The organism is Pseudoalteromonas sp. SG43-7, assembly GCF_014164295.1.
In the GTDB taxonomy this organism is placed as follows: Bacteria; Pseudomonadota; Gammaproteobacteria; order Enterobacterales; family Alteromonadaceae; genus Pseudoalteromonas; species Pseudoalteromonas rhizosphaerae.
In genome coordinates this window covers 60,469-73,563 of sequence record NZ_JACJEY010000014.1, presented here as the reverse complement: position 1 = coordinate 73,563, position 13,095 = coordinate 60,469, and the positions used below count along the sequence as shown (strand labels likewise).

General features: G+C 41.8%; 10 protein-coding genes. 2 read left to right on the top strand and 8 right to left on the bottom strand.

Features of this window, described 5'->3' with window-relative positions; genetic code table 11:
- Nucleotides 1-183: 183 nt before the first annotated feature.
- The 8 genes from sucD to sdhC form a co-directional block, all read right to left on the bottom strand.
- Nucleotides 184-1,056 (bottom strand): succinate--CoA ligase subunit alpha, encoded by an 873-nt coding sequence (sucD, locus tag H5200_RS08695; RefSeq protein WP_145233870.1) that lies wholly within the window; start codon nt 1,054-1,056, stop codon nt 184-186.
- Complete coding sequence (gene sucC / locus H5200_RS08690; RefSeq protein ID WP_145233868.1) at nt 1,056-2,222, bottom strand: ADP-forming succinate--CoA ligase subunit beta; 1,167 nt, start codon at nt 2,220-2,222, stop codon at nt 1,056-1,058. The genes sucD and sucC overlap by 1 nt, the downstream gene beginning before the upstream one ends.
- A gap of 176 nt (nt 2,223-2,398) precedes the next feature.
- A complete protein-coding gene (gene odhB / locus H5200_RS08685; RefSeq protein ID WP_182717861.1) occupies nt 2,399-3,913 on the bottom strand; it encodes a 2-oxoglutarate dehydrogenase complex dihydrolipoyllysine-residue succinyltransferase in 1,515 nt (504 codons plus the stop codon).
- 3 nt (nt 3,914-3,916) lie between these two features.
- On the bottom strand, nt 3,917-6,739 hold the full coding sequence (locus tag H5200_RS08680; protein WP_182761323.1) for a 2-oxoglutarate dehydrogenase E1 component: 2,823 nt from the start codon (nt 6,737-6,739) through the stop codon (nt 3,917-3,919).
- Between the two features lie 86 nt (nt 6,740-6,825).
- Nucleotides 6,826-7,542 carry a succinate dehydrogenase iron-sulfur subunit gene (locus H5200_RS08675; RefSeq protein WP_064666153.1) on the bottom strand — a complete coding sequence of 239 codons (717 nt, stop codon included), beginning with the start codon at nt 7,540-7,542 and terminating at the stop codon, nt 6,826-6,828.
- Nucleotides 7,543-7,552: 10 nt separating this feature from the next.
- Nucleotides 7,553-9,325, bottom strand: coding sequence for a succinate dehydrogenase flavoprotein subunit (sdhA, locus tag H5200_RS08670; protein ID WP_182717863.1), 1,773 nt, complete (start codon nt 9,323-9,325; stop codon nt 7,553-7,555).
- Nucleotides 9,326-9,673, bottom strand: a complete 348-nt coding sequence (sdhD, locus tag H5200_RS08665) for a succinate dehydrogenase, hydrophobic membrane anchor protein (protein ID WP_169017830.1) — start codon at nt 9,671-9,673, stop codon at nt 9,326-9,328.
- Nucleotides 9,664-10,041: a succinate dehydrogenase, cytochrome b556 subunit gene (gene sdhC / locus H5200_RS08660; protein ID WP_084448108.1), complete on the bottom strand. Its 378-nt coding sequence runs from the start codon at nt 10,039-10,041 to the stop codon at nt 9,664-9,666. The genes sdhD and sdhC overlap by 10 nt, the downstream gene beginning before the upstream one ends.
- 411 nt (nt 10,042-10,452) lie before the next feature.
- Between sdhC and H5200_RS08655 the strand changes: the two genes are divergently transcribed.
- Together H5200_RS08655 and H5200_RS08650 are read left to right on the top strand one after the other, a co-directional pair.
- The gene (locus tag H5200_RS08655; protein WP_182739260.1) at nt 10,453-11,739 is read left to right on the top strand and encodes a citrate synthase; all 1,287 of its coding nucleotides are present in this window, start codon (nt 10,453-10,455) and stop codon (nt 11,737-11,739) included.
- Between the two features lie 130 nt (nt 11,740-11,869).
- Nucleotides 11,870-13,084 (top strand): aminotransferase class V-fold PLP-dependent enzyme, encoded by a 1,215-nt coding sequence (locus H5200_RS08650; RefSeq protein WP_182761322.1) that lies wholly within the window; start codon nt 11,870-11,872, stop codon nt 13,082-13,084.
- Nucleotides 13,085-13,095: the final 11 nt, after the last annotated feature.

Here is a 13,095-nt window from a genome sequence, read left to right as displayed (position 1 = left end):
CACATTATAACGGCAGTTTTGATTATTACCAGTAGATTTTATTGAAACAAGCTATTGATTTTTATTATTAAATAAACAGCTAAAGATTCTGAAATTTATCATTATCTAGACATAATACTTTATGAATAATGACAATAAAAAAGGCTCACTAAGTGAGCCTTTTTTTCAAAACATAGCGGGTTATTACCAGCCAGTTTTTTCTTTAAGTGCTTTACCGATATCAGCAAGTGAACGTACAGTTTTTACGCCCGCAGCTTCTAATGCAGCAAATTTCTCATCAGCAGTACCTTTACCGCCAGCGATGATTGCGCCAGCATGACCCATACGCTTACCTTCTGGTGCAGTAACACCAGCAATGTAAGAAACAACAGGCTTAGTAACGTTAGCTTTGATGTACTCTGCAGCTTCTTCTTCTGCAGTACCACCGATTTCACCGATCATTACGATCGCTTCAGTTTGTGGATCTTTTTCGAACATTTCTAAAACGTCGATAAAGTTAGTACCAGGAATTGGGTCGCCACCAATACCAACACAGGTAGACTGACCGAAACCTGCATCTGTAGTTTGTTTAACAGCTTCGTACGTTAAAGTACCAGAGCGAGAAACAATACCTACTTTACCAGGTTTGTGGATGTGACCAGGCATGATACCAATCTTAGTCTCACCAGGAGTGATAACACCTGGACAGTTAGGACCGATCATACGAGTACCTGTTTGATCTAGTTTAACTTTAACGTCAACCATATCAAGTGTAGGGATACCTTCAGTGATACAAACGATTAGCTCGATGCCCGCATCGATTGCTTCTAAGATAGCATCTTTACAAAAAGGTGCTGGTACATAGATAACTGATGCAGTTGCGCCAGTTGCTTCTACAGCATCACGTACAGTGTTAAATACTGGAAGACCAAGGTGCGTTTGACCGCCTTTACCTGGGCTTACACCACCAACCATTTGTGTACCGTACTCAAGCGCTTGCTCAGAGTGGAAAGTACCTTGGCCACCGGTGAAACCTTGACAGATAACTTTTGTATCTTTATTGATTAATACAGACATTATTTGCCCTCCGCAGCAGCAACAACTTTTTCAGCCGCGTCTGTTAGTGATTCAGCAGCAATGATATCTAGACCAGAGTTCTTAAGAACTTCACGACCTAGCTCAGCGTTAGTACCTTCTAAACGTACAACTACTGGTACGTTTACGCCAACTTCTTTAACTGCACCAATGATGCCTTCAGCGATCATGTCACAACGAACGATACCACCGAAGATGTTAACTAAAACGGCTTTAACGTTGTCATCAGAAAGAATGATTTTGAATGCTTCTGATACACGTTCTTTAGTCGCGCCGCCGCCAACATCTAGGAAGTTTGCAGGCTTGCCTCCGTGTAGGTTTACGATGTCCATAGTACCCATTGCTAGGCCTGCACCGTTAACCATACAACCAACGTTACCGTCTAATGCAACGTAGTTAAGTTCAAAACTTGCTGCATGAGCTTCACGTGCATCTTCTTGTGATGGATCGTGGAAATCACGCATTTTAGGTTGACGGTAAAGTGCATTACCATCGATACCGATTTTGCCGTCAAGACAGTGAAGGTTACCTTCATCAGTGATAACAAGCGGGTTGATTTCAAGTAGTGCGAAATCGAAATCAGTAAACATTTTACCAAGACCCATAAAGATCTGTACGAACTGTTTCATTTGTACTGGGTTAAGACCCAATTTAAAACCTAGTTCACGTGCTTGGTAAGCTTGAGGACCTACTAATGGGTCGATCTCTGCTTTGTGGATAAGCTCTGGTGTTTCTTCAGCAACAGTTTCAATTTCAACACCGCCTTCAGTAGACGCCATGAAAACAACTTTGCGAGATGCACGGTCAACAACTGCACCTAAGTACAATTCGTTGGCGATATCAGTACAGCTTTCTACTAAAATTTTAGCAACTGGCTGACCATTCTCGTCTGTTTGGTAAGTAACTAGGTTTTTACCTAACCAGTTAGCTGCAAACGCTTTAACTTCGTCGATAGTTTTAACTAGCTTTACACCGCCAGCTTTACCACGTCCACCTGCGTGAACCTGAGTTTTAACAACCCACATATCACCGCCGATTTTCTCAGCAGCTGCTGCAGCTTCTTCAGGTGTATCGCAAGCGAAACCTTGAGAAACTGGTAAACCATATTCGGCAAAAAGTTGTTTTGCCTGATACTCATGCAAATTCATGATGCTTTATCCAATTTTTTATACTAAAAGAGCTGACTATTTTTATAAATAGACAGCTATCCCAAATTGCGCACCTAGTATAGATCCCAAGGCTTAACATGAAAACCCCAGTACGACCAAAGGCGCAAAAAAAAAGCTGTGAATATGACTCACAGCTTATATTTTATACTACTGAATTAAACATCCAGTAATAAACGAGTTGGATCTTCAAGTAACTCTTTAATTGTTACTAAGAAGCCAACAGATTCTTTACCATCTATTTGGCGATGATCATAAGATAATGCCAAATACATCATAGGAAGAATTTCAACTTTACCATTCACAGCCATTGGACGATCTTGGATTTTATGCATACCCAAAATTGAAGACTGCGGTAAGTTAATAATAGGTGTTGATAGTAACGAACCGAACACACCACCGTTAGTGATAGTGAAGTTACCACCCGTCATGTCGTCAAGTGTTAACTTACCATCACGACCTTTAAGTGCTAATTCACGAATACCTTTTTCGATTTCAGCAACAGATAGCTTATCGCAATCTTTTAGTACTGGAGTCACTAGGCCACGTGGCGTAGAAACTGCAATGCTGATATCAAAATAGTTGTGGTATACGATATCATCGCCATCAATTGATGCATTTACGTCAGGGAAACGTTTTAGTGCTTCAGTAACTGCTTTTACGTAAAAAGACATGAAACCTAAACGGATACCGTGACGTTTCTCGAACACTTCTTGATACTGCTTACGAAGATCCATGATTGGTTTCATGTTAACTTCGTTAAATGTCGTTAACATTGCAGTAGAGTTTTTCGCTTCAAGAAGACGATTAGCAATGGTTTTACGTAAACGTGTCATAGGCACGCGTTTTTGTGTACGGTCACCCATTGGTGCCGCTGGCGCTGCTTCAGCTTTCGCCGCAGGAGCTGGTGACTTCAAGAATTGATCAACATCTTCTTTTGTCACACGACCATTTTTACCAGAGCCTTTAATTTTAGAAGCATCTAGGCCTTTTTCTGCGATTAAACGACGCACTGACGGTGTTAACACGTCTGAGCTATCGCTAGAATCAGCAGCTGGAGCTTGTTCTTTTGCTGCAGGGGCTGCAGCTGGTGCGCCACCGGCTTTAACTTTACCGATAACTTGGTCACCCAGTACTGTATCGCCTTCTGCGTGAATAATTTCACCCATTACGCCATCTTCTTGAGCAACAACTTCAAGAACAACTTTATCAGTTTCGATATCAACTAGGTTTTGATCGCGTGTTACTGCGTCACCTGGTTGCACATGCCAAGTAGCTACTGTCGCGTCTGCGACTGATTCTGGAAGTACAGGTACTTTAATGTCCACTTCTTTACCTTCTGATGCTGGTGCTGATTGCGCCGCTGGCGCGTTTTCTTGTTTGTCCGAAGCTGGTGCAGCTTCGCTCTTTGCGTCTTCAGTTGGCGCAGCTGCATCAGCCTCACCAATGATACCGATCACTTGGTCGCCAAGTACGGTTGCACCTTCTTCTTGTGAAATTTCAGTGATCACACCATCATGTGGTGCAACAACTTCTAAAACAACTTTGTCTGTTTCGATATCTACTAAGTTCTGATCACGGCTTACTTTGTCGCCAACACTTACATGCCATGTAGCAACGGAAGCATCAGCAACCGACTCAGGAAGAACAGGAACTTTAATTTCTGTGCTCATTGCTTATCCTTTATTTTCAATAGTAAGCGCGTCTGCGACAAGCGCTTGTTGTTCTTTAGTATGCACTGACATATAACCACACGCTGGAGAAGCAGAGGCTTTACGACCTGCATATTTAAGCTTCGCACCTTGTGGGATTGCATCTACAAAGTGGTGTTGTGAACAATACCAAGCACCTTGGTTTTGCGGCTCTTCTTGACACCAAACAAAGTCTTTCACATGTTGATAACGCGCCATAATGGCTTCCATTTCATCATGTGGGAATGGGTATAACTGTTCAACACGCACAATAGCTATATTATCTTGCTCAAGCTTACGACGCTCTTGTAATAGCTCGTAGTAAACTTTACCACTACAAAATACTACGCGTTCTACTTTCTTAGCATCAATATCATCGATTTCATCGATCATATTATGGAATACACCTTCTGCAAGCTCTTCAAGCGACGACGTTGCAAGTGGATGACGTAACAATGATTTAGGTGTCATAACAATCAGTGGGCGACGCAGTGGTCTTACTGATTGACGACGTAACATTGCATATACTTGTGCCGGTGTTGATGGCACACATACTTGCATGTTGTGATCAGCACATAGCTGTAAGAAACGCTCTAAACGTGCTGAACTGTGCTCAGGACCTTGCCCTTCATAACCATGTGGCAATAAAATGGTCAGTCCACATAAGCGACCCCATTTTTGCTCACCTGAACTTAAGAATTGGTCAAATACAACTTGGGCGCCGTTAGCAAAATCACCAAACTGTGCTTCCCACAATACTAGTGATGTTGGCTCTGCTGTCGCATAACCATATTCAAACGCCACAACCGCTTCTTCTGAAAGCACAGAGTCAAATACTTGGAAAGTACCTTGATCTTCACTTAAGTGCTGTAAAGGCGTGTAAGTGGCCCCATCAGTTTGACTATGTACAACTGCATGGCGGTGGAAGAAAGTACCACGCCCTGAATCTTGGCCTGTTAAACGAATATCAGTGCCTTCAGTTGCGATTGTTGCATAAGCAAGTGTTTCTGCCATACCCCAATCAAGTGGTTTCTCACCGTTAGCCATTAATTTGCGATCATCGTAAATCTTTTTAACGCGAGACTGGGCTTTATATTGCTCAGGGTAACTTGCTATTTTGTTACCCAGTTCTTTTAATTTTTCAACTGGAACGCTGGCATCGTAATCAACACTCCATTCATGGCCAACATACTTAGCCCAATCAGATGAGTGTGATGTTTCTGGTTGAATTTCTTCAACAACACAATTGCCTTCGTCTAAACCATTACGGTAGTCATCAGCCAGTGCTTTAATTTCATCTTCAGTAAACGAGCCTTCAGCCATTAACTGATCTGCGTAGATCAAACGTGGCACAGGGTGTTTTTTGATTTTTTGGTACATGATCGGTTGAGTCGCATTCGGCTCATCCGCTTCATTATGGCCGTGACGACGATAACAAACTAGATCAATAACCACATCACGTTTAAATTGATTTCTGAAATCAAGTGCGATTTGCGTAACAAATGCAACCGCTTCAGGGTCATCTGAATTAACGTGGAAAATAGGCGATTGCACCATTTTTGCGATGTCTGTACAGTAATCTGTTGAACGTACATCGTATTGTTTGCTTGTAGTAAAACCAACTTGGTTGTTCACTACAATGCGAATACTACCACCACAACTAAACGCATTTGTTTGCGATAAGTTAAAGGTTTCTTGAACAACACCTTGGCCTGCAACTGCCGAATCACCATGAATGGTGATAGGTAGTGCTTTAATACCTGAACTGTCACCCAAACGGTCTAAACGTGCACGAACCGAGCCCATAACTACTGGGTTTACGATTTCAAGATGCGATGGGTTAAAGGCAAGAGCCATATGAACTTTGCCACCTTTAGTAGCAAAATCCGAAGAGTAACCCATGTGGTATTTAACATCACCTGAGCTTAATGTTTCTTTATGCTTGCCAGCAAACTCATCAAATAGTTCTGATGGATTTTTACCAAGTACATTGACAAGAACATTTAAGCGACCACGGTGAGCCATACCAATTACCGCTTCTTGTTGGCCACTTTCGCCAGCACGGTGAATAAGCTCTTTCAGCATCGGTACTAACGCATCACCACCTTCGAGTGAGAAACGCTTAGCACCTGGGAACTTAGCCCCTAAATACTTTTCAAGACCATCGGCTGCGGTTAATCCTTTGAGGATACGCAACTTTTCTTCTTTACTGAATATTGGTCGTGATTGCACTGATTCTAAACGTTGTTGTAACCAACGTTTTTCTTCAGTTGATGTGATGTGCATATACTCAGCACCTACTGAACCACAATATGTGGTCATTAGTGCTTGATATAACTCACCTAAAGGCATGGTATCGCGGCCAACGGCAAACGATCCCACGTTAAATTCACGGTCAAAATCAGCTTTAGATAATTCATGGTATTCAAGTTCTAAATCTCGAACACGTTCACGCTGCCAAATGCCTAATGGATCTAAGTTAGCATTTTGGTGACCACGGAAACGGAAAGCATTAATAAGCTGCAGTACTTTGACCTGTTTAGGATCGCCGCTACCACTGCCCTCTGCTACCACTACTTCTCTATGCTTGTTTTTCGCAAGCGCCGCAAACTGTGCACGAACTTCTGAATGCTTTACTTCAACATCCACACCATCTACTTTTGGTAATTGTTCGAACACTTCTCGCCATTCTTCTGGCACAGAAGTCGCATTGTCTAAATACGCTTCATAAAGCTCTTCTATATAAGCAACGTTTCCGCCGTTTAAATGTGAAGATTCTAGCCATGCCTTCATCACACCTTCGTGCATTTATAAGCCCTTTTCTTTAGCGCAGAAATTAATTGTTATAACAAGATGGCTAATTTACATTAGCCATCTTACATTTATCAATATTATTAAACTGAACGGTTTATTAACATTGATTTGATTTGTCCGATTGCCTTAGTTGGATTAAGACCTTTAGGACAAACGCTAACACAGTTCATGATACTGTGACAACGGAACACGCTGAATGCATCGTCTAAGTCAGCTAAACGCTCTTCTGTTGCTGTATCTCGGCTATCTGCCAAGAAACGGTAAGCATGAAGAAGACCAGCTGGACCGATGAACTTGTCTGGATTCCACCAGAACGAAGGACACGATGTTGAACAACATGCACATAGAATACACTCATACAAGCCATCTAACTTGTCACGTTCTTCAATTGATTGAAGACGCTCACCTGCAGCAGGTGTATCGTTAATTAGATAAGGCTTTACTTTTTCGTATTGAGTGTAGAACTGACTCATGTCAATAACAAGGTCACGTACCACTGGTAAACCTGGTAATGGACGAATTACGATTTTACCTTTGCCACCTTTTTGTAGCGTTGATAAAGGAGTAATACATGCTAAACCATTTTTACCATTCATGTTAACACCGTCAGAGCCACACACACCTTCACGGCATGAACGACGAAATGATAACGTTGGATCTTGCTCTTTTAATAATAAAAGTGCATCCAATACCATCATGTCGTGGCCTTCTTCCGTTTGCAAAGTATATTCTTGCATACGGGGGGCGTTATCAACATCTGGATTGTAACGATAAACAGAAAATTGTACTTGTGCCATCGTCTCGCTCCTAGTAGGTACGTGCTTTAGGTGGAAATGCTTCGCGCAGTTTCGGCGCATAGTTTACATCACGCTTGCTCATTTCATCCGTTACCGGATTGAATACTGAGTGACATAACCAGTTTTCGTCATCACGATCTGGGAAGTCAAAGCGAGAGTGTGCACCACGGCTTTCTGTACGGAAGTTTGCAGCAACTGCTGTTGAGTATGCTGTTTCCATCATGTTATCTAACTCTAGACATTCGATACGTGCAGTGTTGAAGTCTGATGATTTATCATCAAGACGCGCATGCTGCAAACGTTCACGAATTTCTTTAAGCTCTTTTAGACCGGCTGCCATTGACTCACCTTCACGGAATACCGAGAAGTTAAGTTGCATACACTGCTGTAGGTCTTTCTTGATTTGTACTGGATCTTCGCCTTGACCAACTGTTGAGTTCTCCCAACGATTGAAACGAGCGAGTGCAGCGTCTAAATCTGATTCTGAGGCATCTTTTGATACTTCAACGTCATTTAGGTAAGTGCCAAGGAAGTTACCTGCAGCACGCCCAAATACAACTAAATCAAGTAATGAGTTACCACCTAGGCGGTTTGCACCGTGTACAGATACACAGGCAATTTCACCAACAGCAAATAAACCTTCAACTACTTTTTCGTTGCCGTTAGCATCGATTTGTAGCGCTTGACCATTTACGTTAGTAGGAACACCACCCATCATATAGTGACAAGTAGGGATTACTGGAATTGGCTCTTTTGCAGGGTCAACGTGAGCAAATGTTTTAGCAAGATCACATACACCTGGAAGACGTAGGTTAAGCGTTTCTTCACCTAAGTGATCAAGTTTAAGCTTAATGTGTGGACCCCAAGGACCATCACAACCACGACCTTCACGAATTTCTGTCATCATTGAACGGGCAACAACATCGCGTGACGCTAAGTCTTTCGCATTCGGTGCATAACGTTCCATGAAGCGTTCGCCATCTTTATTTAAAAGATAACCACCTTCACCACGACAACCTTCCGTTACTAGCGTACCCGCACCAGCAATACCGGTTGGGTGAAACTGCCACATTTCCATGTCTTGCATAGAAATGCCAGCACGTGTCGCCATACCAACACCGTCACCAGTGTTAATGTGAGCATTAGTAGTTGAAGCGAAGATACGACCCGCACCACCTGTTGCTAGTACCACAGCTTTTGATTTGAAATAAACAACTTCGCCTGTTTCAATATCAATAGCAGTACAACCAACTACATTACCATCATCGTTTTTAACTAAATCTAATGCATACCACTCAGAGAATACATTGGTTTTGTTTTTAACGTTTTGTTGATAAAGAAGGTGCAATAACGCATGACCTGTACGGTCAGCCGCAGCCGCGGTACGTGCTGCTTGCTCGCCACCAAAGTTTTTCGATTGACCACCGAAAGGACGTTGGTAAACACGGCCATTTTCAAAACGAGAAAACGGTAGACCCATGTTTTCTAATTCAGTAATTGCTTCTGGGCCAGTTTTACACATATATTCGATAGCGTCTTGGTCACCGATGAAATCGGAACCTTTAACGGTATCGTACATGTGCCATTCCCAGTTATCTTCATGTGAGTTACCCAGCGCAACCGTAATACCACCTTGTGCAGACACAGTGTGTGAACGCGTTGGGAAAACTTTAGAGATAAGTGCACAGGTTTTACCTGATTCAGTGATTGCAAGTGCCGCGCGCATACCCGCACCACCTGCGCCAATCACGACGGCATCAAATTCACGAACAGAATATTTCACTTAAACACCCCATAGAACGATTAGACCAATTGCTACGTATGCAGCGGCCATTAGGTTCAAAACAAAACCTAAAACAGCACGCAATTTTGCGCATTTAACGTAGTCAGTCAGTACTTGCCAAAGGCCAATACGGGTATGAACCATAATGCAAACAAGGGTAATTAGTGTGAACCCTTTCATTGCTAGGTTTGAAAACAGGCCTTGCCATGCTTCGAAAGTGACTTCTGGTGTACATAAGAAGTAGCCAATAATAAAAATCGCATACGCGGTAATTACTAGTGCCGTGGTACGTAACGAGACATAATCTTGTATGCCGTCACGTTTTAGAGTTGCTTGATTTAAAACCATATCCACACCCCTGCTAATACAGAAGCCACAACGCCAAGTGCCATTGCAATTTTAGCGCTAAGGTTACCTGATTCAAGTTCTTCCCAATGTCCCATATCCATAATGATATGACGGATACCACCAATAAGGTGATACGCCAATACAGAAATGGTGCCCCAAGCTATAAATTTGGCAATGAATCCGCTAAACAGACCCTTGACGAATTCAAAACCTTCAGCTGAAGAAAGAGACTCTGACCAAGCCCAAATGACAAACGTTAAAGCAAAAAATAATGCAACACCGGTGACGCGGTGAAAAATTGATGCTTTAGCCGCTGCCGGCATAGATATAGTTGTTAGATCTAGATTTACAGGTCTTTGCTTTTTCACAGTTACTTGCCCATCTTGCCCACTAGGAGCTCATCTACTTGTTTTTCTTAACCCACCAAAAAACGATTTTTCTGATGGAACTATCTAAGTAAAGCGTTTTGTTACGACTAAAATTCACATTTTTGCAAAGATTAGCTGTAAAAATAACGTTCACCTACAGACAATACGGTATAAAACCTTCGATAGTATATATAGCCAGAGGTCTTTTTACAATTCTTGTTTAGTTATAGCTATTTGCGAATTAGCCAATGGTATAATATTTAATCCCGTGAGAATATTTATTATACATTTGTGCATAATGTTTATAAAAATTGACTTTAACCCCCTCTTTCACGTTAAAATGAAAAGAATGTGCTTAAACAGATTCAGAACATAACAATCAGAGTTGTTATCTTAATAGGAGATAAATAGATGGCGGATAAGAAAGCCACAGTCCATATTGATGGTCTAGATCCAATCGAACTTCCAATTTACCAAGGTACTGCTGGTCAGGATGTAATCGATGTACGTACGTTAGGTGCTCATGGTCATTTCACATATGATCCAGGTTTCATGTCGACTGGTTCTTGCGAATCTTCAATTACATATATCGACGGTGGCAAAGGGATATTACTTCACCGTGGTTACCCAATTGAACAACTAGCCGAAGACTCAGATTATGTTGAGTTGTGTTATTTACTGCTAAATGGTGAGTTACCAACTAAAGAGCAATATGCTGATTTTGCATCACAAATTACACATAGCACGATGCTTGATGAGAAAATTGCAAACTTCTTCCAAGGTTTCCGTTTTGATGCCCATCCAATGGCTATGCTATGTGGTGTAGTTGGTGCATTATCATCTTTTTATCATGAAGATCTTGATATTACTGATGCAATACAACGTAAAACAAGTGCAGTAAAATTAATTGCTAAGCTACCAACTATCGCAGCGATGGCTTACAAATATAACGTAGGTCAACCATTCGTTTATCCACGTAATGATTTAAGCTATGCAGAAAACTTCTTACATATGATGTTTTCTGTACCAGCTGAAGAATATAAAGTTAATCCAGTGACTGCTAAAGCAATGGATAAAATCTTTATGCTTCACGCTGATCACGAGCAAAATGCATCAACGTCTACAGTACGCTTAGCTGGCTCTTCTGGTGCTAACCCATATGCATGTATTGCAGCGGGTATCGCATCACTATGGGGCCCTGCACATGGCGGTGCTAACGAAGCATGTTTAAACATGTTAGAAGAAATTGGCTCTGTTGATCGCATCGACGAATACGTTGCTAAAGCAAAAGATAAGTCGGACCCATTCCGTCTTATGGGCTTTGGACACCGTGTTTACAAAAACTTCGACCCGCGTGCAACTGTAATGCGTCAAACCTGTCACGAAGTACTTGCTGAGCTTAATATTCAAGATCCATTGCTGGATATTGCAATGAAACTTGAGCAAATTGCCTTAGAAGACCCATACTTTGTTGAGAAGAAACTTTACCCTAACGTAGACTTCTACTCAGGTATTATCTTAAAAGCAATTGGTATCCCAACAAGCATGTTCACTGTGATCTTCGCAATGGCACGTACTGTTGGTTGGATCACACACTGGGACGAGATGTTATCGCAACCTGGTCATAAGATCAGCCGTCCACGTCAGCTATATACTGGTCACACACACCGTGATTACGTAGCGACAGACAAGCGTTAATTTTAGTTAATGCTAAAAAGGGCCGCATTTGCGGCCTTTTTTGTATCTAGTCCTTGAGAAATATCACAAAGCCATTACAATTCCGATTCAGTTTTTAATTCGGCTTTGCTGTGCTTGGTGTTGAAAAGTTATGTTTAATATAGAAAAAATTCGCGCAGACTTTCCTGCCCTAAAACAACTCATCAACGGGCAACCGCTGGTCTATCTTGATTCGGCTGCAACCACACAAAAACCACTGTCAGTTATCAGCGCGACTGAGCAATTTTACGCACGCAATAATGCTAATGTTCATCGTGGCCGCCATACCTTAAGCGAACAAGCAACCCATGCCTATGAACAAGCAAGACAGACCGTTGCCAATTATTTTAATATCGATGCAAATGAATTAGTTTGGACCAAAGGAGCTACTGAGGCAATAAACTTAGTGGCGAATGGCTTAACTGAGCAGCTTGATAATGATTCAACCATCATCATTTCAGCCTTAGAGCATCACGCTAATATTGTGCCATGGCAACAGTTAGCAAAGCGCACGGGAGCAAAGCTACTGGCACTTCCGTTACAAAAAAATGGCTGCTTTGATGTTCAAGCATGTGTTGAATTCATCAGTCAGCATAAGCCATCTGTACTTGCTATCACTCACGCGTCTAATGCGCTTGGTAATATCACAGATCTTGACCCAATATTACATGCCGCAAAACGCCATGACGCAATTACATTAGTGGATGGCGCGCAGGCTGCGCTACATTTACAGCCAAATTTACCTCAACTCGGTTGTGATTTTTATGTTTTTTCGGCTCATAAAATGCTCGGCCCAACCGGATTAGGTGGATTATATGGTCGCTATGATCGGTTAAATAGTTTAGCTGTGTATCAAACTGGTGGCGAAATGATTGAAACTGTTACATTAGCAAAAACAATATTTCGTCAGGCACCAGCAAAGTTTGAAGCAGGTACACCAAACATTGCTGCAGTGATCGCTTTTGCAGCTGCAATCGATTATCTAACCAGTTTAAATAAGACTAATGTATATACTCATGAACAAGTAATTTTTAATTATGCGGCAGAAAAACTGCAATCCATCGCAGGAATTACCGTTTATAGCAACCTTGAGAACAATATTGGCACCCTTTGTTTCAATTATAAAGACGAACACCCTTTCGATATAGCAACACTTTTAGATGGTTATGGTATAGCAGTTCGCAGCGGTCATCATTGTGCGCAGCCATTAATGCAACATTTAGGTATTAATGGCAGTGTTCGAGCCAGCTTTGCATTTTATAATAACCATAGCGATGTTGATTTATTTATCGCTGCTTTGCAAAATTGCTTAGAGTTATTAGACTAATTATGGATAAG

Excerpts from the sequence above, each read along its gene's own strand:
- sucD (WP_145233870.1), bottom strand. The coding sequence starts at position 1,056 with ATGTCTGTATTAATCAATAAAGATACAAAAGTTATCTGTCAAGGTTTC.
- sucC (WP_145233868.1), bottom strand. The coding sequence starts at position 2,222 with ATGAATTTGCATGAGTATCAGGCAAAACAACTTTTTGCCGAATATGGT.
- odhB (WP_182717861.1), bottom strand. The coding sequence starts at position 3,913 with ATGAGCACAGAAATTAAAGTTCCTGTTCTTCCTGAGTCGGTTGCTGAT.
- H5200_RS08680 (WP_182761323.1), bottom strand. The coding sequence starts at position 6,739 with ATGCACGAAGGTGTGATGAAGGCATGGCTAGAATCTTCACATTTAAAC.
- H5200_RS08675 (WP_064666153.1), bottom strand. The coding sequence starts at position 7,542 with ATGGCACAAGTACAATTTTCTGTTTATCGTTACAATCCAGATGTTGAT.
- sdhD (WP_169017830.1), bottom strand. The coding sequence starts at position 9,673 with ATGGTTTTAAATCAAGCAACTCTAAAACGTGACGGCATACAAGATTAT.
- H5200_RS08655 (WP_182739260.1), top strand. The coding sequence starts at position 10,453 with ATGGCGGATAAGAAAGCCACAGTCCATATTGATGGTCTAGATCCAATC.
- H5200_RS08650 (WP_182761322.1), top strand. The coding sequence starts at position 11,870 with ATGTTTAATATAGAAAAAATTCGCGCAGACTTTCCTGCCCTAAAACAA.